21 protein-coding genes are annotated in these 22,236 nt (G+C 63.9%); 9 read left to right on the top strand and 12 right to left on the bottom strand.

Translation table 11 applies throughout. From position 1 onward, the window contains the following. Window positions 1-57: 57 nt before the first annotated feature. Both AC1L34_RS11515 and AC1L34_RS11510 read left to right on the top strand, forming a co-directional pair. Window positions 58-840, top strand: a complete 783-nt coding sequence (locus tag AC1L34_RS11515; RefSeq protein WP_480034797.1) for an SDR family oxidoreductase — start codon at window positions 58-60, stop codon at window positions 838-840. After that, window positions 833-1,972 carry a sulfotransferase family protein gene (locus AC1L34_RS11510; protein ID WP_480034796.1) on the top strand — a complete coding sequence of 380 codons (1,140 nt, stop codon included), beginning with the start codon at window positions 833-835 and terminating at the stop codon, window positions 1,970-1,972. Before AC1L34_RS11515 ends, AC1L34_RS11510 begins: the two co-directional genes overlap by 8 nt. Window positions 1,973-2,173: 201 nt before the next feature. Here AC1L34_RS11510 and AC1L34_RS11505 read toward each other — a convergent pair whose 3' ends face one another. Beyond that, on the bottom strand, window positions 2,174-3,043 hold the full coding sequence (locus AC1L34_RS11505) for an alpha/beta fold hydrolase (RefSeq protein ID WP_424296134.1): 870 nt from the start codon (window positions 3,041-3,043) through the stop codon (window positions 2,174-2,176). Window positions 3,044-3,204: 161 nt separating this feature from the next. On the opposite strand from AC1L34_RS11505, the gene AC1L34_RS11500 reads away from it, so the two are divergent. The 3 genes from AC1L34_RS11500 (at window position 3,205) to AC1L34_RS11490 (ending at window position 5,818) form a co-directional block, all read left to right on the top strand. Beyond that, entirely contained in the window at window positions 3,205-4,437 is a 1,233-nt protein-coding gene (locus AC1L34_RS11500) for an Nramp family divalent metal transporter (RefSeq protein WP_480034795.1), read from the top strand. Between the two features lie 383 nt (window positions 4,438-4,820). After that, window positions 4,821-5,372: a hypothetical protein gene (locus tag AC1L34_RS11495; protein ID WP_424325351.1), complete on the top strand. Its 552-nt coding sequence runs from the start codon at window positions 4,821-4,823 to the stop codon at window positions 5,370-5,372. A gap of 155 nt (window positions 5,373-5,527) precedes the next feature. Next, a complete protein-coding gene (locus AC1L34_RS11490) occupies window positions 5,528-5,818 on the top strand; it encodes a DUF4333 domain-containing protein (protein ID WP_424324147.1) in 291 nt (96 codons plus the stop codon). Between the two features lie 70 nt (window positions 5,819-5,888). On the opposite strand, the gene AC1L34_RS11485 is transcribed toward AC1L34_RS11490, so the two are convergent. From AC1L34_RS11485 to AC1L34_RS11445, 9 genes are all read right to left on the bottom strand, one after another. Beyond that, window positions 5,889-6,983: an acyl-CoA dehydrogenase family protein gene (locus tag AC1L34_RS11485; RefSeq protein ID WP_480034794.1), complete on the bottom strand. Its 1,095-nt coding sequence runs from the start codon at window positions 6,981-6,983 to the stop codon at window positions 5,889-5,891. Next, the gene (locus tag AC1L34_RS11480) at window positions 6,980-7,951 is read right to left on the bottom strand and encodes an acyl-CoA dehydrogenase family protein (protein ID WP_480034793.1); all 972 of its coding nucleotides are present in this window, start codon (window positions 7,949-7,951) and stop codon (window positions 6,980-6,982) included. The genes AC1L34_RS11485 and AC1L34_RS11480 overlap by 4 nt, the downstream gene beginning before the upstream one ends. A gap of 3 nt (window positions 7,952-7,954) precedes the next feature. After that, window positions 7,955-9,121, bottom strand: a complete 1,167-nt coding sequence (locus tag AC1L34_RS11475) for an acyl-CoA dehydrogenase family protein (protein ID WP_424325349.1) — start codon at window positions 9,119-9,121, stop codon at window positions 7,955-7,957. Next, window positions 9,121-10,032 carry an enoyl-CoA hydratase gene (locus AC1L34_RS11470; protein ID WP_424295890.1) on the bottom strand — a complete coding sequence of 304 codons (912 nt, stop codon included), beginning with the start codon at window positions 10,030-10,032 and terminating at the stop codon, window positions 9,121-9,123. The genes AC1L34_RS11475 and AC1L34_RS11470 overlap by 1 nt, the downstream gene beginning before the upstream one ends. Before the next feature lie 70 nt (window positions 10,033-10,102). Next, on the bottom strand, window positions 10,103-10,552 hold the full coding sequence (locus AC1L34_RS11465) for a hypothetical protein (protein WP_424295888.1): 450 nt from the start codon (window positions 10,550-10,552) through the stop codon (window positions 10,103-10,105). Next, window positions 10,549-11,142, bottom strand: coding sequence for a helix-turn-helix transcriptional regulator (locus AC1L34_RS11460; RefSeq protein ID WP_424295886.1), 594 nt, complete (start codon window positions 11,140-11,142; stop codon window positions 10,549-10,551). The genes AC1L34_RS11465 and AC1L34_RS11460 overlap by 4 nt, the downstream gene beginning before the upstream one ends. A 2-nt stretch (window positions 11,143-11,144) precedes the next feature. Then, a complete protein-coding gene (gene fdxA / locus AC1L34_RS11455; protein ID WP_424295884.1) occupies window positions 11,145-11,495 on the bottom strand; it encodes a ferredoxin in 351 nt (116 codons plus the stop codon). Further along, the gene (locus tag AC1L34_RS11450; RefSeq protein WP_424295882.1) at window positions 11,492-12,103 is read right to left on the bottom strand and encodes a DUF2249 domain-containing protein; all 612 of its coding nucleotides are present in this window, start codon (window positions 12,101-12,103) and stop codon (window positions 11,492-11,494) included. The genes fdxA and AC1L34_RS11450 overlap by 4 nt, the downstream gene beginning before the upstream one ends. Window positions 12,104-12,166: 63 nt before the next feature. After that, window positions 12,167-13,042: an IclR family transcriptional regulator gene (locus AC1L34_RS11445; RefSeq protein WP_424295880.1), complete on the bottom strand. Its 876-nt coding sequence runs from the start codon at window positions 13,040-13,042 to the stop codon at window positions 12,167-12,169. A gap of 52 nt (window positions 13,043-13,094) precedes the next feature. On the opposite strand from AC1L34_RS11445, the gene cysD reads away from it, so the two are divergent. Beyond that, a complete protein-coding gene (cysD, locus tag AC1L34_RS11440) occupies window positions 13,095-14,063 on the top strand; it encodes a sulfate adenylyltransferase subunit CysD (protein ID WP_424295878.1) in 969 nt (322 codons plus the stop codon). Next, window positions 14,063-15,958: an adenylyl-sulfate kinase gene (gene cysC, locus AC1L34_RS11435; RefSeq protein ID WP_424295876.1), complete on the top strand. Its 1,896-nt coding sequence runs from the start codon at window positions 14,063-14,065 to the stop codon at window positions 15,956-15,958. The genes cysD and cysC overlap by 1 nt, the downstream gene beginning before the upstream one ends. Before the next feature lie 18 nt (window positions 15,959-15,976). Here cysC and AC1L34_RS11430 read toward each other — a convergent pair whose 3' ends face one another. Together AC1L34_RS11430 and eccA are read right to left on the bottom strand one after the other, a co-directional pair. Next, the gene (locus tag AC1L34_RS11430) at window positions 15,977-16,252 is read right to left on the bottom strand and encodes a hypothetical protein (protein ID WP_480034792.1); all 276 of its coding nucleotides are present in this window, start codon (window positions 16,250-16,252) and stop codon (window positions 15,977-15,979) included. 45 nt (window positions 16,253-16,297) lie between these two features. Continuing rightward, complete coding sequence (gene eccA, locus AC1L34_RS11425) at window positions 16,298-18,019, bottom strand: type VII secretion AAA-ATPase EccA (protein ID WP_480034791.1); 1,722 nt, start codon at window positions 18,017-18,019, stop codon at window positions 16,298-16,300. A 154-nt stretch (window positions 18,020-18,173) separates the two neighbouring features. On the opposite strand from eccA, the gene purL reads away from it, so the two are divergent. Then, the gene (gene purL / locus AC1L34_RS11420; RefSeq protein ID WP_424295873.1) at window positions 18,174-20,459 is read left to right on the top strand and encodes a phosphoribosylformylglycinamidine synthase subunit PurL; all 2,286 of its coding nucleotides are present in this window, start codon (window positions 18,174-18,176) and stop codon (window positions 20,457-20,459) included. Window positions 20,460-20,535: 76 nt separating this feature from the next. Further along, window positions 20,536-22,233 carry an alpha/beta hydrolase gene (locus tag AC1L34_RS11415; protein ID WP_424295871.1) on the top strand — a complete coding sequence of 566 codons (1,698 nt, stop codon included), beginning with the start codon at window positions 20,536-20,538 and terminating at the stop codon, window positions 22,231-22,233. Window positions 22,234-22,236: the final 3 nt, after the last annotated feature.

Genomic DNA, 22,236 nt, shown 5'->3' with positions numbered 1-22,236 from the left:
CCGCATTCGCTTTGGTGCCTGTCTGACTTTGGTGCCTGTTCTAGGAGGGCTTTTTCGATGACTGGACTACTCGACGGCAAAGTGGTCGTCGTATCGGGTGTGGGGCCGGCACTGGGGCGCTCGGTGTGCCTGAAGTCGGCCGCGGCCGGAGCGAAGGTCGTGCTGGCTGCCCGCACCGAGTCACGGTTGGCGGAGATCGCCGACGAGATTCGGGCTGCTGGCGGCCAGGCGCTGACCGTGCCGACGGATATCACCGACGAGGCCGCCGTGCAGAACCTCGTTGAGCGCACCGTCGCCGAGTTCGGTCGGGTTGATGCCCTGGTTAACAATGCCTTCGCCATTCCGTCGATGAAGCCGTTGGGGCGCACGGACTTTGACCAGATCACCGATAGCTTGAACCTGACGGTCCTCGGCACACTGCGAGTCATCAAGGCGTTCACGCTGGCGCTCGCCGAGAACGACGGTGCCATCGTCAACGTGAACTCGATGGTGGTTAGGCATTCCGAGCCGCGCTACGGCAGCTACAAGATCGCGAAGTCGGCGCTGCTGGCGATGTCGCAGACACTGGCGAGTGAGCTCGGCAGCGACGGTATTCGCATCAACAGCGTGGTGCCCGGCTACATCTGGGACGACCAGCTGAAGTGGTACTTCGGCGAGGTCGCCAAAAAGTACGGAATCACCCCGGAACAGGTCTACGAGCAGACGGCGTCGCGCAGCGATTTGAAGCGGCTTCCGGAACCGGATGAGATCGCCGATGCGGTCGTGTTCTTCGCGTCGAGCATGTCGCGGTCCATTACCGGTCAGACCCTGGACGTGAACTGCGGTGAATACCATGTCTGAGGCGCGAACCCTGGTTGGGGAAGTCGACGAACTGCATGAATCAGCCACTCGCACAGTCGGTTTAGATGATTTTGGCGATCGGTCGGAGTACCTCGAAGGTTTGCAGGTGCTTCTCGACTCGTACCGCGACGAAGCAGAACTAACCCCCACCGGCAGCAAGATGTTCCGCTACTTCCTCAAGGGTGCGCTGATTGCGCGGCTGCTCAGCGAGGCCGGTTGGAAGAACAATCCGGGCTACGCCGACGTTGAGATCAAGCGCCCGGTGTTCGTGACCGGACTTCCGCGCACCGGCACTACCGCGCTGCATCGCCTGCTGGCCGCCGACCCCGCCAACCAGGGGCTCGAAATGTGGCTCACGGAGTTCCCGCAGCCGCGCCCGCCGCGCGAGTTGTGGGACGCCAATCCCGTCTACCAGCAGATCAACGCTGGGCTGTCTCAGCATCACGTCGAGAACCCGGAGTTTATGGGCCTGCACTATATGAGTGCGGGCGAGGTTGAGGAGTGCTGGCAGTTGCTGCGGCAGTCCTTGACGTCAATCTCGTACGAGTCTCTGGCGCACATCCCGTCGTACTCGGCGTGGCTGGCCAAGCAGGATTGGACCCCCGCATTTGAGCGGCACCGTCGCAACTTGCAGCTGATCGGGCTCAACGATCAGGACCGTCGTTGGGTGCTCAAGAACCCGAGCCATCTGTTCTCGCTCGACGCCCTGATGAAGGTGTATCCGGATGCGATCGTCGTGCAGACGCACCGCGCGCCGGAGACGATCATTGCGTCAATGTGCAGCCTGGCCGAGCATGCGACCGAGGGCTATTCGACGGCGTTTACCGGCAGCAGTATCGGCGAGACCCAGTTGGACTTGTGGTCGCGGGGACTCAAGTCGTTCTCGCAGGCACGCCAAAAGTACGATCCCGCCCAGTTTGTGGACGTCGACTTCGCTGACTTGCGGTCGGATCCGTTCGGCACCGTCCAACGCGTGTACGACGCGGTCGGCACCGAGTTCACGCCGGCGGCCCGCGAAGCTATGGAGGATCTCGACAAGGACTCCCAGTCCGGCGACCGTCGTCCCCAACACAAGTACTCCTTAGCGGACTACGGCCTCACTACCGAGCAGGTCCAGGCCGCCTTCGCGTAGCCGGGTTTTCTCCGCCCCCGCCCCGCCGGTTTCCCCGCGTTTCTCCGCTCCGCTCCGCCCCTTTTCTGTCACGATTCGACCGTTCCGTCACGACACGCCACGGTCGGTGACGGAACGACTGACGATTTCGTGTCGGATGTGACAGAAAAGGGGGAATTCGGGGGCGGATAAACCGCGTTTTTTGGGGGCTGTCTGATGGGCCTACAGGCCGTTACGGTCGAGGAAGGCCTCGATGGCGGCGGCGAAGACTTCGTTGTCGTCGCCCGCGACCATGTGACCGGCACCGGAGACGTCGGCGATCTCGGCGTGGGGGACGAGACGCTTCATCGATGCGATGCCGGCATCGCTCACCACATCCGACTTTCCGCCACGTACGACGAGCGTCGGGACCGAAACCTGGCGGGCAGCGGCAGCCAGGCGGACCGGATCGGTGTGTCGACGCGGCTCGTCGCCTTCACCGGAGTGAATGAACTCGGGATCCCAATGCCAGTACCAACGACCGTCCTCCCGTTGGCGGACGTTCTTCTTGAGGCCCTCTAGGTTCTTGGTTCGCTGGCGCGCCGGGTTGTAAGCGGCAATCGCGTCGGCAACATCGTCGAGAGTGTCAAAACCGTCGACGTGGTCGGTCATAAAGGCTTTGATGCGGTCGATGCCCTTCTGCTCCACATCGACGACGACGTCGACCATCACCAGCGCAGCTACCGCATCCTCGTCCTCGCCGGCGGTGCACAGGGCTGTGATGCCACCCAGTGAGGCGCCAATGACGACCGGCTTCGCGGGCGACGTCGACAGGATGTTGCGCAGATCGTCGACAAACCCTTCGAGTCCGTAGTTTCCATCGGCGGCCCAACTGCTGTCGCCGTGGCCGCGCGCGTCGAGCGTGTACACCTCACGACCGCGGGAGGCGAGAGCTGCGGCGGTGCGGTCCCACGAATGCCGTGTTTGGCCGCCGCCGTGGAGGAGGAGCGCGGGGGTGGTGCCGGAGCCGGACCCGGTGGCTGGCCAGTGATCGCCACGGAGTTCGAGTTCGCCTGACCTGACTACGAACGGCTGGGGTGTTGCGTCGACCATGTGACGTCCCTTCACAAAAGAGAATCTCTCTCCTTGTGGTTACTACATATCGGCGTTGGCGGAGTCTTTGGGGTGCGGTTCGCCCACGACGACGTCGTCATGACGCACCTCATACCTAATTTCGGTTGGCCGAAACTAAAGCTACCGGCTACCCTCAAATAATGCTGCAACCGGGACGTCGACGAAGCCTCGCGCGTGCTGCCGGACTCATGGGTCCGGCATTTGTCGCCGCGATTGCCTACGTCGATCCCGGTAACGTCGCGGCCAACATCACTGCGGGCGCCAAGTACGGCTACCTGCTGGTTTGGGTGCTTCTGGTGGCCAATGTGATGGCGGTGATGGTGCAGTACCAGTCGGCGAAGCTGGGCGTGGTCACCGGGAAGTCCCTGCCTCAGACCCTCGGCCTACGACTGCCCCAGCGGTCCCGCCTACTGTTTTGGGGGCAGGCGGAATTGGTTGCTGGCGCCACCGATATCGCCGAGGTGATCGGCGGCGCCATTGCCTTGAATCTGCTGTTTGGTTTGCCGCTGCCGGTGGGCGGTGTGATTGTTGGCGTGGTGTCGATGGCTTTGCTGACGATGGCGAATCGGCGCAGGCAGCGACGGTTTGAGTTCGTGATCATCGGTTTGCTGGCGATCATCGTGATTGGTTTTGTGTCGGGCCTGCTGGTGAACCCACCGGACGTCGGCGGCCTCGTGAACGGCATGGTCCCACGGTTGGCTGGCGCGGAAACGGTGCTGCTGGCGGCGTCGATGCTGGGCGCGACGGTGATGCCGCACGCGATCTATTTGCATTCGACGCTCGTCATCGACCGGCACGGGTTGCCTGACAATGAGCGACGGACCCGCAAACTGCTGTCGATCACTCGGGTTGATGTGGTGATCGCGTTGGTGATTGCTGGCACCGTCAATATTGCGCTGCTGGTGCTCGCCGCGACGAGTCTGTACGGCCGCGAAGGGACCGACAGTATCGAAGGTGCGCATGCTGCGGTTGGCGATGCGCTCGGCCCCGTCGTCGCTGCGGTCTTTGCGGTCGGCTTGCTGGCCTCCGGGATTGCCTCGACTTCAGTGGGTGCCTACGCTGGCGGCTCCATCATGGAAGGTTTGTTGAAGAAGCAGATCCCGATGCTGGTGCGACGCTCGGTCACGCTCATTCCCGCGGTCATCATCCTGGCAGCCGGCATCGATCCGACGACGGCGCTGGTGATCTCGCAGGTGGTCTTGAGTTTCGGTATCCCGTTCGCGATCATCCCGTTGCGTCGCTACACGTCTAACAAGGCCATGATGGGCCAGTTTATTGATGGACCTTGGCTTCGCTGGGGTTCAGCGGCAGCAGCTTTCGCGATCGTGGTGCTGAATGTGGTGCTGATTGTGTTGACCGTGACCGGGGGCTAATTTGTCGCCCTAAGGGGCAGAGGTGAATTGAGTTCGACCCACATACATTCATATTTGGCTGAATAGTCAGTCTAGAACTTTACCAACGCCGCTTGTGAGCGGGTGTGTCAACAAGGTTGATCGCTATTGAAACCCGGTCAGGGCTGCCCCGGGTCGGGTGATAGGTTGGGCCGCAGCGCATTACGGAAAATCGCTAATCGCAGACACGTCGGGGACGGGTCCAAGCGGACAGTGGAGTGGATGGGGAGCAAACTTTATGACGCCGAAATTGAGAAGGCCTGTCGAACAACCGACGCCAGCGCCGCCGCAGGTGGCACAACCCGCGCGGTCGACTCCGGTTGCACCTAACACTCAGAAACTCTCAAATTCCCCAGGGAGTTCCGGTGTCTCAAACTAACCCGGCGGCACCGCAAGTGGCGGGCGCGGGTGAATCGGTTGAGGGTGCGATCACGCGTTTGCGAAGCGTTGCCGAGGCGCAGGGCATCGTCTTTGAGGTGGTCTCTGACACCGAATTTAGGGTTAAGACCCCCGATGAGACTTTGACAGTGCGCCTCGATCCGGCCTCGCATTCCTACACCTTTGATCAGGTGCAAGTCTGGGAACAGCAAGGAGTAGGCGACCATTTTGCAGGTCCTCGAACATCGCCAGCCGATGGGGTATCTCGACCATTCGTGCTGGCCAGCGGTCAAGGGAAGTCCACAACGGTCTCTGTTGTCAAAGAGCCTGCCACGGGTAAATGGGAAGCCAGTGCGAATACGCCAGCAGAGCGGTTTCTCTACTCGAACCTGGTCCAATATGGTTGGCATAACCAATTGAGCGACGATCCAATGCGCATGTTTAAGTGGACGCTGATTGCTGTCGCAGCAATCTTTGCCGTTGGATTTCTCATGGCGGGAACTTTGGCGGCTGTGGCTTGGTATGCAGGCGCTTTTTAGATTTTGGTAAACGCTCACCCAATGAGCGATGCAGAGAGGCGAAGTTAGTGAGAGTACGGATCGCACGAACGGGACTCATCGTAGGGTCGATTGCCGCATGTGCAGGGCTGATGGTCGGGTGCTCGAGTTCTGATCAGGGATCCACGAAGAGTGAAGTGACGTCGGCAACGACGACTTCGACGGCAGCGTCGGAGGCGTCGGGTCTCGATGCTCGAACGCTGGAAACGTCGGTCAGCAAAGAACTGACGAAGATGGCTGGACAGTCTCCCGACGAAGTCCGCTGCGAAGGAAAGTTGATCGCCGAGGTGGGTGCGACGCAGAACTGTGCCCTTCGGAGCGGATCAACGTGGTTGCCCGTCACCGTGACGTCGACCGGACTGGTAGGCACCACGCTCGAGTTCAAGATCAAGGTTGGCGAGACCGCGATTCCTGCGCCCTCCTATTAGGCCTGGCCCGTAATTGACGAAGGCCGCTCCGCTGAACATTCAGCGGAGCGGCCTTTGTTGGTCTGCCTAGTTACAGGCTGATGAGCGAGAGTGCCTCGTGTGGCTGCCCGAACAACTGGGCGTCGGCCTGGGCGCGCTTAAAGAACAGCCCGATGTCGTGCTCCCAGGTGATGCCGATTCCGCCGTGCAGTTGCACGGCCTCGCCGGTCACCGACATGTAGTGCTCGGAGCAGTAGACATGCGCAGCGGCAGCGAGTTCGGCAGCCTCGGGGCGCTGATGCACGACGGCGTCGATGGCCGCGCCCGAGATAGACCGCATGGTCTCTACGGAGGTGTACATGTTGGCCATCGCGTGCTTGAGTGCCTGGAAAGACGCCAGCGTGCGACCAAACTGCTTGCGGGCCGACGTGTGCTCCACGGATAGTTCGACGGCGCGTGCGGCACCGCCGACCTGCTCAGCTGAAAGCATGGCCCAGGCGAGCGTGCGGACGCGGTCGGCGAGGTCGGACGGCGACGCGATGGTGGTCGAGGGGACCTCGTCGAAGTGCACCCGCGACAGGGCGCGCGTGGGATCGAGCAGGGGGAGCGGAGTCACGGTGACACCTTCGGCGTCGGCCGGAACCTCGTGCAACGTCAACGGCGCGTCAACGTCGCCCGCCCGACCAGCGATCACCAGGAACACGTCGGCGGTCTCACCGTCGATCACGTATTCGGCTGTGCCGGAGAGCAATCCGGCCTCTGCCGTAACGCCGGGAACCGACCATCCGGAAGCACTAGCCCAGCAGAGCGCACCGATCTTCTCGCCCGACGCGAAGTCCGGGAGCAGGCGCGCGGCCGCTTCAGTATCGCCCGATGCCATGACGGTGCCCGCAGCCAACACCGCCGACGAGAACACGGGGACCGGTGCCAGCACGGCGCCGACCTCTTCGACGGCTAGCGCGGTCTCGGCGAGGCTGGCTCCAGCGCCGTCGTAGTCTTCGGGAACCGCGAGGGCGGCTACGCCGATCTCACCGCACAATGTCTCCCACAGCGTGCGATCGATACGACCATCGTTGGTGATGGCGGCACGCACCGCGGCCGAATCGGAACGACGACGCAGCACGTCGCGGATCGACTCGGCGAGGGCCGCTCGGTCCTCGGCGCTAATGGCCTCCGGCGTCGTCACAGTGTCTCCAGAATGCGGGCGCGGTGCTGGGCCGGGGTACCCCAGGCCGACACGAGTGCGCGGGTTTTGGTGAGGTACAGCGACAGATCGTGCTCGGCGGTGTAGCCGATGGCTCCGAGCACCTGCAGGCTGCGACGCGATGCCAGGTAGGCGGCGTCGGCGGCGGCGACCTTGGCTGCCGAGATGTCACGCGAGACGGCGACCGCCGACGAATCGGGGGCATTTCCGTCGAGTCCCACGGCTGCACCCCACACCAGCGGGCGAGCCATTTCGACGGCCACGGCGACGTCGGCCAAGTGGTGCTTCACGGCCTGGTACGCGCCGATGGCACGCCCAAACTGCTTGCGGCTCTTGGCGTATTCGGAGGCGAGATCGAGCATCGCGGATCCGAGGCCGATGAGTTCGGCAGCGGTCGCGAGGGCTGCCAGGTCGGCGACGGCGGCGGCGTCAGCCGAGCCGAGTTCAGCCTGTGCCGCCAGATCGGCCAGCGTGCGAGTCGGGTCGACCGACTCGTGTTCGGCGAGGATGCTCGCGGACGACAGGGTGCCGTCGCGCAGCAGGTAGACGTCGGCGTCGGTGGGGCTGGCGGCGCGGAAACCGGTGGCCTCGGTGCCGATGGTCGCGGGACGACCGCCGAGCAGCGACTCGAGCGCATCGGTGGCGCCGGCTGCGGCGAGTGCGGTCGGCACGGCCGCGAGGGTTTCGGCGACCGGACCGGGCAGCGCGATGCGACCGATCTGTTCGGCGGCGACCACCATTTCGGTGGCGCCGGCGCCGGAACCGCCGAGCTCATCGTCGACGATGAGTCCGGTGATGCCGGCTTCGGCGAGCTGACGGTACACGTTCAGGCCGGGAGCACGATCGCCCTCGGACCAGGCGCGTGCGACGGACGAACCGCCGGCCTTCTCACCAATGGCGGCGACGGTCGACGCGAGGTCGGTGTGGATGTCGTTAAGCAGAAAGTCCATGATCTATCGGTCTCCGCGGGGCAGGCCGAGAAGTCGCTCGGCGATCACATTGCGCTGAATCTCGTTGGTGCCGGCGTAAATCGGGCCGGACAGCGAGAAGAGGTAGCCGTCCATCCAGGGGTCGGCCAGTTCGGCGTCGATGCCCTGCAGGTCGAGGGCGGTCTCGTGGGCGGCAATGTCCCACTGCGACCAGAACACCTTGTTGATCGACGACTCCATGCCGAGCTGTCCGCCAGCGGCCAGACGGCTCACGGTTTGGTACGTCGACAGCTCGTAGGCGCGCGAACCGATCCACGCGTCGGCGACGCCCTTGTCGGTGGCGGCGGTCGACGGCGCGTCGGCGCCGTTGGCCTTCCAGAGGTTGACCAGACGGTCGGTGGCGGCGAGGAACCGGCCGGGGGAGCGCAACGACAGTCCACGCTCGTTGGCTGCGGTGCTCATCGCGACCTTCCAGCCGTTGTCGACCTGCCCGATGACGCCGGAGTTTGCCGGGTCGGCCGGATCGTCGGGGACAAAGACGTCCTCGAGGAAGAGCTCGGCAAAGCCGGCTTCGCCGTCGAGCTGAGCGATCGGCCGGACGGTGACGCCAGCTGCCTTCAGATCGAACATGAAGTATGTGATGCCCTTGTGGCGCGACTCATCCGGGTTGGTGCGGAACAGGCCGAAACCCCAGTCCGCGAAGCTCGACCGCGAGCTCCAGGTCTTCTGGCCGTTGAGCAGCCAGCCGCCCTCGGTGCGGGTCGCCGTCGAACGCAGCGACGCCAGGTCGGAGCCGGCTTCCGGCTCACTCCAGGCCTGACCCCAAATGTCTTCCGAACGGGCCATGCGCGGCATGATGCGCGCCAACTGCTCGGGGCTCGCGTGCTCGAAGAGCGTGGGGGCCAGCAGGAAGATGCCGTTCTGGCTGACGCGTCCGGGCGCACCCGAGCGGTAGTACTCCTCTTCGAAAATCAGCCAGTGCAGCAGCGGCTCGTCGCGGCCACCGAACTCCTCCGGCCAGCTCACCACCGACATGCGGTCGGCAGCCATTTCGGCTTCCCACTTGCGGTGGGCCTCAAAGCCTTCGGCGGTGTCCATCGACGGAAGTGGCTCGGCGGGCACGTGCTCGGCCAGCCAGGCGCGCACCTCGGCGCGGAACGCCTGCGCGGCGTCGTCGAACAACAGGTCCATCAGGCTTTACCCTTCTCAGCAGCGTTCTTCATACTCTTGGCGTCCATGCCACCCAGCGAGTCGCCGGAGTCGGCGTCGTTGGCGGCGTGGGCAAAGTGGTGCCAGCCGAAGACCGAGTCCATGGCATTGCGCATGCCCATTTGGTCTTCGCAGATATTGACGGCCTTCTTGCTCAAGAACAGGCCCTGCATCGGCATCTCGGTCATCTGCGCGCACAGCTCGTCGACCTTGGCGGCGAGCTCATCGCGCGGGACCACGTGGTTCACCATGCCCCAGTCGAGGGCCTGCGCCGCGGTGAAGCGCTGGCCGGTAAAGAGGATCTCCTTGGCGCGACGAGTACCGAGCACGTAGGCGTGCGCGAAGTATTCGACGCCCGGAATGCCCATGCGGGCGACGGGATCGGAGAAGAAGGCGTCGTCGGAGGCGACGATGAAATCGGCCGACCACGCGAGCATCAGGCCGCCGGCGATGCAGGCACCGTGGACCTGCGCGATGACGGGCTTGGGAATGTCGCGCCAGCGGCGGCACATGCCCATGTAGACCTCGATCTCGCGGGCGAGGCGCTGGTTGCTGTCGAGGGCTTCGCCGTCGGCGCGGGTGTGGTCCCAGTGCAGGGTCGCGGTATTCGGGTAGAACGTGTTGAAGTCGCGTTCGGGGGTGCCGATGTCGTGGCCTGCGGAGAAATGCTTGCCGTTGGCGCGCAGCACGATGACCTTGACGTTGTTGTCGTCGACGGCCTTGCGGTAGGCGGCGTCGAGCGAATAGGTCATCACCGAGTTCTGCGCATTGCGGAAGTCCGGGCGATTCAGCGTCACGTAGGCGACGGCACCGGACGTCTCGTACGCGATGGGTGACGTGTCGGGACCGAGTTCGTCGGGCCCCAGGGCTGGCGGGATGACGGCATTGCTCATACCTCCGACTCTAACCTAGCAAGTGCTTGGTTGGTAGCCGGGAGGTGTGCATTTCCCGAACGGGCCGCGGTTACCGTACGGACAGCGCCATTCCAATGGGGGCGCTGACCGCCAAAACCAGCAAGATTGCGACATAGACGTATGCCCAGGCGTGCCGTGTGCGTACAAGGTTGAGGCCAACCCAGGCGGTCAACAGCAGGATTGCCAGGAGCAAGATCGACCCGATCGCCGTCAGTGCCGCGATGTCGACAAGGGCACCCACCGCGACGAGGCCGTTGGCGAGGAGCCATCCGCCGAGTTGAACCAGACGCGTTCGGCGCGGCACCGGTTCTGTGCTGTGCTGCTGAGCAATCCCGATCGCAATCAGGGCAACGCCGCACACCAGCACCATGAAAGCGGACAGCCAACTGCCCTTCGACCAGTTCAGCGGTCCGGTCGCCGCCGCGACCAGTCCGCCCGCGATTACGAACACCATGCCGGCAACGGTGAATTCGTCGACCTTCACGCTCGGTTGGCTCACGCAGTTTCTCCTGTCAGGGTGGCCATGCAGTGGTCGCCGTCGACGAAAGCGTCGAGTCTTTCTAGTCGCAGCGGGGTGTCGTGTGAGGCCAGCACGCCCTGCATGATTCCCCGGTGAACCGCGCAGGTGACGGTGGGATGAGACTTCGCCAGTTCCAAGAATGGACAACTATTAAGGCGGATGCCGTCGCCGGCCGGTTCGGGAGCAAAGCCGAAATTATCAAGGGTGGCAACCAAATCGGCTACTGGGTGGGAACCGGTCGCAGCCTGCCGCTCGCCCCAGGCGCGTCCGGCTTCCAGTGCATGTTCGACGGCGTTTGGTGCCGCAGCGAGGGCTTCCACCATCACCTCGGCGAGCAGCACAAAATTTCGCGCGCCCGACGGATCCATGACCGCATGTGAGCGGTACAGCATGCGTGGCCGGCCGCGGCCCGATCGCGGTTCGGGGTCGGCCGCCACGACCCCGTCGTCGATCAGGGAGTGCAAATGGAAACGGACGGTCGTGGCGGGGATGCCGGTGATCGCCGCCAGGTCGGCGACGGTCATCGGCCCCTCGGCGTTTCGCAGCGCGTTAAGGATGGTGGCGCGCATGACTATTCGTCGGCGCTCTGCGGCGGCACCTGTGCGACCACCGGGGCGTCGGCCGGGATGGGCCCCAGCTTCATGGCACCACCGGGAGAGCCGAGAGGCTCGTCCTGGCCGGGCAGCGTCAGCACAAAGAAGTCGGCGTTATCGGTGATGTACGGGGTCCACTCGTCGGGGACGTCGTCCTCGTAGAAGATTGCCTCCACCGGGCAGACGGGCTCGCAGGCGCCGCAGTCCACGCATTCGTCGGGGTGGATGTACAGCGCGCGGCCGCCCTCGTAGATGCAGTCAACCGGGCACTCTTCGACGCAGGCTCGGTCCATGACGTCGACGCACGGTTCGGCGATGACATAGGTCATGACGTTGCCGCCGGGCGAAGGCTGAGCGGCTCAATGGTGAGCGACGGCTCGCGATGGGTGTGCACGGTCAGGTAGCTGAAGCCATCGGGGCCCGCGGTGAATGACCGCTCGGAGCCGTTGGGGAGCCACAGCAGATCGCCAACGACGGCGTCGACGTCGCCGGCTTCGGTGCCGAGCGTGCCCGACCCGGCGATCACGTGAATCAACACGTCCACTTCGCCGCCCTTGTGCTTACCGATTGATCCGCCGGGTGCCAGGCGGATCAGATTGGAGTCGAGGCCCCGGTCGTCGAAGTCGAGCTTCCAGGCGACGTCCGCAGCGTCGACCTCGTTTGCGGTCAAGTCGGCGGTATTGCCGAGCTTGCGGGGCGGGGCAGCTGCTGTGGTCTTGCTAATGCGAATCCGGTAGTTCCGCTTTTCGCGGATCTCGTAGTCCCAGCCGTAACCACCGGGGAGTTTTGCCTCGAACTCATCGTGGAGGTGTCGGGGGTCGTGGTCGTTGGTGAGGATGACGGCCTCGCCGACATCGAGCGAATCGAAGATCCCGAAGATCTTGGGATGTCGCGCAGGTTTTGGGATCTCGCGAACATCCAATTCAACGTCGGCCATGGCGCATCCTCTCAATAAAAACAATCGGTACTTGTAAATATATACGCCGAATTGTTTGGAGGCTCAGATTGAGGTGGTCACTTTGGCTGCGGCCGCTTGGGTTTGCTGGCCGAGGGTGGCCAAGTCGGCCACCGGCATTACCGCGTTGGGGCATGAGACAAACGATGCGATGACGGTGCCGTCGGCGTCGAAGATGGGAGCGCCGACACTGACCGCGCCCACCTCGCCGGTGAGTTCGGATGGCAGGTAGTCGATGGCTGACAACTCGGATACGAGTTCGGACATTCGCTCGCGTAAGTGCGCTGGCATCTCGTCCAGGTCGCCGAGGGTGTCGATGATGGCACGATGGTTGCCGGTGATCCGCTCGATGGAATAGCCGCGATCGGCGATGGCGGTGAGGACCGCGTCCAGGCGTGGGCGTTGATCTACGGGAGCCTGGCTCAGCCAGTGTGTGCGTTCAGTCGGCCGGGCCCACGCGACGAACTCGCGACACAGTGGCGGTCGCAGCGACATCCGTCGCAGGGGCGACGTCCACTGGTCCGGATTGTTTTCGGGCATCATCTGATCGGCGACGGAGATGACGTCACCCGAGCGTCGCGCAAGAAAGGTCGGAATGCCGGTGAGTTCGACCAGCGACTTCAGTGCCGGGGATGCGGCGGCGGCAACCATGTCAAGGCGCGCCGCGCGTCGGCTCGCGGTCAAGAACTCTGGGCCCAGGCGGAATTCGTTGGCGTCGTCGCGGATGAGCCAGCCGAGGTCGCATAATTGGGCGGCGATGGCGTGCGCGGTGCCGCGCGGAATGCTGGTGGCGCGCACGATCTCGGCAAGGGTCAAAGACTCACCGGCCTGATCGATCAGCAGCGACATCACGTCAACGACGCGACGAGTCGGCGGGGACGATTGACGCTCGTGCGCCCGATCACCTACCGTGTCTGTCATATAGTCAACATTAGGTGTCGAATATTCGACACGTCAAGGGAAGCGCTGGAAGATGATCACCTCGCCTGACGGAACGCATCCGCCCGTCGCCAACGGTGCCCACTCGGGTTCGCGTCCGCGATACGAGCTCACGACTCTCGAAGAGCTCGAAGCCGAAGCCATCTACATCTTCCGCGAGGTCGCCGCGACGTTCGAACGTCCGGCCATGCTGTTCTCCGGCGGCAAAGACTCCGTCGTCATGTTCCACGTTGCACAGAAGGCGTTCTGGCCCGCGCCGGTTCCGTTCCCTCTAATGCACATCGACACCGGTCACAACTTCGACGAAGTGATCGAGTTCCGCGACCGCGTGGTTGCCGAAACCGGCGTCAAACTCATCGTGAGCAGCGTCCAAGATGACATCGATGCCGGTCGTGTGGTCGACCAGACCGGCCCCGGCACCTCCCGCAATCGACTGCAGACGGCAGCCCTATTGCGTGGCATCAGCGACAACAAGTTCGATGCCGTTTTCGGCGGTGCCCGCCGCGACGAAGAGAAGGCCCGAGCCAAGGAACGCATCTTCAGTTTCCGTGACTCGTTTGGTGCCTGGGATCCCCGAAACCAGCGGCCAGAACTGTGGAACCTCTACAACGGTCACTGCAAGCGCGGTGAGAATATCCGGGTGTTCCCGCTCAGTAACTGGACCGAACTCGATATCTGGAACTACATCGAAGCGGAGAACATCGACCTCCCGTCGATCTACTACGCACACGAACGCGAAGTGGTCCCGCGCGACGGCATGCTGCTGGCCCAAACAAGGTTCCTTGAGACCTACCCCGGCGAAACCGCGCACGTCGAACGTGTCCGGTTCCGGACGGTCGGCGACGCCACCTGCACCGGCTGCGTCGAGAGCGACGCCGACACAATCGAGAAGGTGATCGCCGAAATCGCCTCCACGCGGATCACCGAACGCGGCGCCACTCGCGCCGACGATCGTATCTCCGAAGCCGGTATGGAAGATCGCAAGAAGGAAGGCTACTTCTGATGAGCTCTGACCTGCAGACGCCCAACGTGGGGGCAGAGTTTGAGACGGAGACGGTCGCACCGGCCGAACTGTTGCGTATCGCGACAGCGGGCAGCGTCGACGACGGTAAGTCGACCCTCATCGGTCGACTGTTGTACGACTCGAAGTCGATCCTCACCGACCAACTCGAAGCCATCGAACGCACCTCCGCCCAGCGTGGTGACGAATATGCCGACCTCGCACTTCTCACTGACGGCCTGCGAGCCGAACGCGAACAGGGCATCACCATCGACGTGGCGTACCGCTACTTCGCCACTGCGGCGCGGAAGTTCATCATCGCCGACTCTCCGGGGCACGTGCAGTACACGCGCAACATGGTGACCGGAGCGTCGACCGCCGACCTCGCGATCATTCTCATCGACGCCCGCAAAGGTGTTTTGGAGCAGACCCGACGGCACGCCTTCTTGTCGTCGCTGCTCGGGATCCCGCGACTGGCGGTCTGCGTCAACAAGATGGACCTCGTCGACTATTCGCAAGAACGGTTCGACGAGATCCACGACGACATGGTGTCGTTTGCGGCCAAGCTCAATATCAGCGACCTGACCTTTATCCCGATCTCTGCGTTGCGCGGCGACAACGTGGTTGACCGCTCCGAGAACATGCCTTGGTACAGCGGTCGCCCGCTGCTGAGTCACCTCGAGAACGTCTACATCGCATCCGACCGCAACCTCCGCGATGCCCGATTCCCCGTCCAGTACGTGATCCGACCCCAGCGCAGCGACGGCTTCGACCACCGCGCGTTCGCCGGAACCGTCGCTGGCGGCACCTTTGCCGTCGGCGACAAAGTGGTGGCATTGCCGGGCGGTTTCGGCACCACGGTCGCCAAGATTTGGGGGCCGGGCGGCGTCGAACTCGACGAAGCCTTCGCTTCCATGGCGGTGTCGATTGCCCTCGAAGATGAGATCGACATTGTGCGCGGCGACATGCTGGTGCGACCCAACAACCGCCCGCACGTGGGCCGCGAACTCGACGCCATGGTGTGTTGGTTCTCCGAAAGCAGCCAACTGTCGGCGGGCAGCACCTACCTGATGCTGTGTGGAACCCGCGAGACTCGAGTCCGGGTCGACGGCCTCAACTACCGCCTCGACGTCAACTCGCTGCACCGGGACGAAGAAGCAAAGTCGTTGGCGCTGAACGAGATCGGGCGCCTGTCATTGCATGCGCAGCAGCCGGTGATGTTCGACGAATATCGCCGTAACCGGGCGACCGGTAGTTTCATCCTGATCGACGAAGCCACCAATGCAACCGTCGCCGCAGGCATGATCAGTGCACCGCTGGCCCACGACACCCAGGTGGTGTGGCAGTCGACCAAGGTATCGCGCGAGGCGCGTGCCAACCGCGGTGCCACGTTGTGGCTCACGGGCCTGTCCGGCTCGGGCAAGTCGACCATCGCCATGGAATTGGAACGCCGACTCGTTGCTGAAGGTCGTGCGGCCTACCTGCTCGACGGGGACAACCTGCGGCATGGTCTCAACAGTGATCTCGGTTTCAGTGACGACGACCGTCGAGAGAACATTCGTCGCACGTCGGAGGTGGCATCACTGTTTGCCGACTCGGGTGCCGTCGCGCTGGTGTCGCTGATCAGCCCCTTCGCCGCCGAACGGCAGCGGGCCCGCGAGATTCACGAGGCCGCCGACTTGCCGTTCTACGAAATCTTTGTCGACACGCCGCTCGCCGACTGCGAGGCTCGCGACCCGAAGGGCCTGTACGCCAAGGCTCGCGCTGGCGAGATTACTCAGTTCACCGGGATTGACTCGCCGTACGAGCGGCCGGAGAACGCCGATCTGGTGGTGGTGCCGGGCGACGGCTCCCCGGCTGAGATAGCCGACCGAATTTTCCGAGAGTTGGGGCTGTAGGGCCGGAACTGTCCGGTACTACCGAATGCCTGCTTCGACCGTCGCGAGGTCGGCCAACACCTTCTTGCGACGCTGAAAGCACAGGATCGACGCGATGATGGGGATGCCGATCATGACAAACATCGCCACCAGTCGTCCGGCGAGGTAAGCGATTCCTCCGGACGCGACGGGTACGGGGTTAGCGAGGGTGCCCATCACGGAGAGGAAGCCGACGAACCCGGTAAGGATTCCGGCAACCAGGTACAGTCGCGACTTTCGGCGCAGGCTCGTGACGTGGACTTGCGGATCAATCATCGGCCGATCGTAGCGAGGGGCCAGCGCTTTGCCGCCGAACGCTGGCTATCGGCGCGTCAACGCGGCGTGGACGTCGGCACCGGTGAGCGTCATGAGATCGACGTCCGTCAGCGCCGCCAAATCGGCGCTGGCCGCCAATCTCAGTTCGCGCTCTTCCTCGGCCGCTTCGATGATGTTGCGAACAAACCGGCCGTTGCCCGCGATGTCGGAGGCCCGGCGACCTCCTGATGTGTCGTCATAAAGCGCCGCGAACTCTGATTCCAGCACTGCGGCCGCATCTGCAGATAGACGGGTATCGCGTTGCGCGGCCAGAGTTTCGGCAATGCGAATGAGCTCACCCGGGGTGTAGGAGGCGAACCGGATCCGGCGGGCAAAGCGCGAAGCGAGCCCCTCGTTCGCCGCGAGGAGTCGGTCGATCTCCTCGTCGTAGCCAGCAATGATGACGACAAGGCGGTCGCGGTTGTTCTCCATGCGGGCAAGTAAGGTGTCGATCGCTTCGCGGCCGAAGGCGTCACCGCCGGAGAGCCCCTCCTGAATTAGGGCGTATGCCTCGTCGATGAACAGCACACCGTCGAGAGCCGAGTCGACCACGGCCGAAGTTTTGGGGGCAGTGGCACCGAGATGCTGGCCAACCAGGTCTTTGCGACTGACCTCCACCACGGTATCGGTCGCGAGAAGCCCCAGCGCGCAATACAGTCGGGCCACCAGGCGGGCGACAGTGGTCTTGCCGGTTCCGGGAGGGCCGGTGAACGCCAAGTGCAGGCTCCGCGATTGAGTTCGCAGTCCCTTGTCTGCGCGCACAGCGGCCAGAGTCACCGCCGCGCGGAGTCGTTCCACCTGTGCCTTCACTTCAGTGAGCCCTACCTGTGCGTCGAGTTCGTCAGTCACGGCGCGGACCGCTACCTCACGACCAACGCTTTGTGGCGATGCGGACTTCGATGCTGTCCGCGAGGAGTCTTCGGTGCCGATAGCGAGTCGGTAAGCCGGTTCGGCGAGGGCACGTGCCGCCTCGGACAGTCCCGGGTCCAGCGCGCAGGCCTCCTCGAAACAGGGGTGAGCCAGCGCTTCATCGCCACGAGTCCGGTGCGCCATCCCAATCATGAACACTGCCTGCGGGTGGGCGTTCGTCAGTGCTGAGCTTCGCACGGATTCGAGTCGGCGAAGGCCTTCGTCGAACAGTCCTAGTTGCACGCAGGCGGTACCGCCCAGGAAGTCGGCAGCGGCGCACAGATATTCGTCGACCCAAGAGGTGGCGGCGAGCGTATCGAGCACTGCCCGCCACCTCTTGCGACGCAGATCCAGGAGTGCGCGGCAGAAGACGACGGACGGGTCGCTGCCGGTCAGTTCGGCAAGCACGTCGGCGGCACCGTCAAGGTCTCCGCCGACCAGCAACGACGCGGCATACGCCGCGGCAACCTGGTCGGTATTGGTGATCGGTAGATCGATAAACAGCCCGGTCGGTAGATGCCCGGAAAGTGTCCCGGGTCGAAGTCCCATCCGCCGCTGATCGGCACCCACCGAAGCGCGTGCCCGATACAACCCCAGCAGTGTGGGCCCGGACCGATCGCCAGCCGCCACCCGACCAAGCCACGCGTCGCCGCTGTTGGGGTTCAATGCGGTGGCCCTACCGAAGGCTCGGAGTGCGCGCTCGCGGTCGGGAGGAGTATCGCCGACGAGTAGTCCAAGAGCCGTCAGTCCGGCGATGAAGTAGTCCCTAGCTGCAGGTTTAGTGGCTACTCCGCGTGGTGTCCGGCTTCCGACGTTCATTTCTGATCCCCCCGAATCAAGAAGCGTGTGGAGGCGACTTTAAAGCAGCGCGGCCCAGCCGCAGGGCCGTTTCGGTGCATTCGCCAATGGCTTGATTACTCGACGTGATCAACCGCATCTACACCTCGCGCGGGACTCGCATAGACTGTGGGGCGTGAGTGCCCAGGTCGATACCGTTTCCCACGCCACCGATACCCCCGATTTGCCGCAGCCCTTTGCTGAGCTCGGCCTCAAGGACGACGAATACGCCCGGATCCGCGAGATCCTCGGTCGTCGCCCCACCGACGCCGAATTGGCGATGTATTCGGTGATGTGGTCGGAGCATTGCAGCTACAAGTCGTCGAAGGTGCATCTGCGCTACTTCGGTGAAACCACCACCGAAGAGATGAAGGCGGGCATGCTCGCCGGCATTGGTGAGAACGCAGGCGTTGTCGACGTCGGCGACGGTTGGGCAGTGACCTTCAAGGTGGAGTCGCACAACCACCCGAGCTACGTCGAGCCCTATCAGGGTGCGGCAACCGGCGTGGGCGGCATCGTTCGCGACATCATGGCTATGGGTGCCCGCCCGATTGCCGTGATGGACCAATTGCGTTTCGGCGCGGCTGACGCCCCCGACACCCGACGCGTGGTCGACGGCGTGGTCCGCGGAGTTGGTGGCTACGGTAACTCCCTCGGCCTGCCGAACATCGGTGGCGAGACCGTCTTCGACGCCAGCTACCAGGGCAACCCGCTCGTCAACGCCCTCTGCGCCGGCGTCCTCCGCACCGAAGACCTGCACCTGGCATTCGCATCGGGCACTGGCAACAAGATCATCCTGTTCGGTGCGCGCACCGGCCTCGACGGCATCGGCGGCGTATCGGTGCTCGCATCGGAAACCTTCGACGACAGCGATGAGTCCGGCCCCAACCGCAAGAAGCTCCCGAGCGTCCAGGTTGGCGACCCCTTCACCGAGAAGGTGCTGATCGAGTGCTGCCTCGACCTATACAAGGCCGAGTTGGTTGTGGGTATTCAGGACTTGGGCGGTGCCGGCCTGTCGTGCGCCACCAGCGAGTTGGCTGCTGCCGGTGACGGTGGCATGCACATCGACCTGGATCTGGTTCCGACCCGCGCGGTCGGTATGACTGCCGCGGAGGTTCTGTCGTCGGAGTCGCAGGAGCGCATGTGCGCCGTTGTGACGCCCGAGAACGTCGAAAAGTTCATGGAAGTGTGCCGCAAGTGGGATGTCCTCGCGACCGTCATCGGTGAGGTCACCGACGGCGAAAACCTGGTCGTCAACTGGCACGGCGAGACCGTCGTCGACGTGCCGCCGCGCACTGTCGCCCACGACGGCCCGGTGTACGAACGCCCCGTCGCTCGCCCGGATTGGCAAGACACCGTCATCGCTTCGACTACCGCAAACTTGGCGCGTCCGAGCACCGATGAGGAACTGCGTGCCACGTTCTTGAAGTTGCTCGCCAGCCCCGCGCTGTGCAGCCGTAAGTTCATCACCGAGCAATACGACCGCTACGTCCGCGGCAACACTGTTCTCGCAGAGCACGCCGACTCCGGTGTTATCCGCATCGACGAGGAGACCGGTCGCGGCATCGCGATCTCGACCGACGCCTCGGGCCGCTACACCTACCTCGATCCGTACACCGGCGCGCAGCTGGCGCTGGCCGAGGCTTACCGCAACGTGGTGGTGACCGGTGCCAAGCCGCGCGCCGTCACCAACTGCCTGAACTTCGGTTCGCCCGAGGATCCGGCTGTCATGTGGCAGTTCAGCCAGGCCGTCCGCGGTCTTGCCGATGGTTGCGCCACGCTCGGCATCCCGGTGACCGGCGGCAACGTGAGCTTCTACAACCAGACCGGTTCCACCCCGATCCTGCCGACGCCCGTCGTCGGTGTGCTCGGCGTGATCGACGACGTTCGTCGTCGTACCCCCACCGACATTGGTACCGAGCCGGGCGAGACGCTGATCTTGCTCGGTGAGACCCTCGACGAGTTCGACGGTTCCATCTGGGCCCAGGTGGAGCACGATCATCTCGGTGGCGTGCCGCCGAAGGTTGACCTCGAGCGTGAGCGTCTGCTGGGGGAGATCCTGATCGCCGCCTCGCGCGACGGTTTGGTTTCGGCTGCACACGATCTTTCCGAAGGCGGCCTCATCCAGGCTGTTGCCGAAGCCGCACTGGCTGGCGAAACTGGTTGTCGGATCTTGCTTCCCGCGGGTGCCGACCCGTTCGTCACCCTGTTCTCGGAGTCGGCTGGCCGCGTACTGGTTGCCGTTCCGCGCACCGAGGAGTCACGGTTCACGTCGATCCTCGACGCTCGCGGCATGCCGTGGACGCGCATCGGCGTCGTCGACCAGGGCAGCGACGCACTCGAGGTCCAGGATCACTTTGAGGTGAAGCTCGACGAACTGCGCGCTGTCCACGAGGGAACGTTGCCCGCACTCTTCGGGTAGTTACTTGACCCGGTCTACACCGACGACAACGGCGGCGCGGCGGAGAAATCCGCGCGCCGTCGTTCGTCATCGATCAATGTGGGCGGGATCGGCCATTACGCGGGTAATACGGGTGTTTCGCATCGATCTCCCGGGGTTGGCGCTCGGCACGCTCTTCTACGTCCTGTCACTGACACCGTCATTGCTTCCGCGCGATTGGGCGTTTCAGGGGCTGATCGGGGGAGTCACCGCGGCCACCGGCTACGGGGTCGGGGTGTTGCTGTCGTGGGCAGCTCGACGACTGCTGTTGCCCAACCTGTCATGGTGGCCGTTGCCGGTGCGGGTCCGAAGGCTGGTCCGGATCGGACTGCCGCTGGTTTGCCTCGCGGCGGCCTTGATCGCCTTGTTTTACGGTGTGCGCTGGCAGGACGAGTTGGCGATCCTGATGGGGTCGGAGCGGCCGACCTTCTTCGGCTATCTGCGCGCGATGCTGTTGAGTGTTGTGATCGCGATGGGAATCGTCGCGGTGGCCAGGGTTTTGCGTGACATTTTCCGGTGGCTGGCGCGAAAACTGAATCGGGTGCTGAAGATTCCGCGCCGCGTGGCGGGGATCGCGTCGATGACGGTGATGCTGGTGGTGATCTACGGGCTGATTGACGGTGTTGCGGTCCGCGGTACCTACGCGGCGATGAATTCGGTGTTCAGCGTCCAAAACGACAGCACTCGCGACGGTGCCGAACGGCCGACGCTCCCCGAGAAATCAGGCAGCCCAGAGTCGCTGGCTGCATGGGACTCCTTGGGATTTGAGGGCCGCAACTTTGTGTCCGGGGGGATAAGTGCCGCCGAACTCGCCAAGTTCAATGGTGCTCCGGCCAAGGAGCCGATCCGCGTCTATGCGGGACTAGAGTCGGCCGACGGGCTTGACGCACAAATGAAGCTGATCGTCGACGAGTTGGAACGGACCGGGGCGTTCGACCGCAAGACGCTCGTCATCATCCCCACGACGGGCACCGGCTGGGTAAATCCAACGGCGGCACAAACTTTCGAACTGGTTGCAAACGGCGATAGCGCGTTGGTTGCCGCCCAGTACTCGTACCTGCCGAGTTGGATCTCGTTCCTCGCCGACCGGGAGAAGGCCGCCGAAGCTGGCCGGAAGCTGGTGACTGCCGTCCACGACCGGTGGCTGACGAAGCCACCCGATCATCGTCCCAAACTGTTTGTGTACGGGGAAAGCCTCGGTACCCAGGCGGGCGAGGGGGCGTTCGACGATCTCAACGACATCCGCTCCATGGTCGATGGCGTGCTGTGGGTGGGGCCCCCGAACTCCAATCCGCTGTGGAGTGCTTTGGAGAAGCGCCGAGACCCAGGGACACCGGAGGCGGAACCGACCTATGCCAACGGTCTCGTCGTCCGGTTCGCGAATGATGCGGCCGGTATTGAGCGAAACCCCACCGAGTGGCTTGCACCGCGGGTTCTCTACATCCAGCACCGCTCCGATCCGGTGGTGTGGTGGTCGCCGGACCTGATGTTCACCAAGCCCGATTGGTTGAAAGAGCCTGCGGGCGGGGATCGAACCGCCACCATGCGCTGGTATCCGATCGTCACGTTCTGGCAGGTCAGTGCGGACCTTGGAAATGCCGCCGGGGTACCGGATGGGCACGGACACAACTACGGCACCGTCATTCTTGATGGCTGGGTGGCAGTGACGCAGCCGGCGGGCTGGACGAGCGCCGACACGGCGCGCATCCGGGCCGCGCTCGAAGCGTTGCGCGGGCACGACGGTCCGGAGAAGTAAGCG

It is taken from the genome of Gordonia sp. 34D (assembly GCF_056682775.1).
This window is presented reverse-complemented; position numbering and strand designations above follow the sequence as displayed.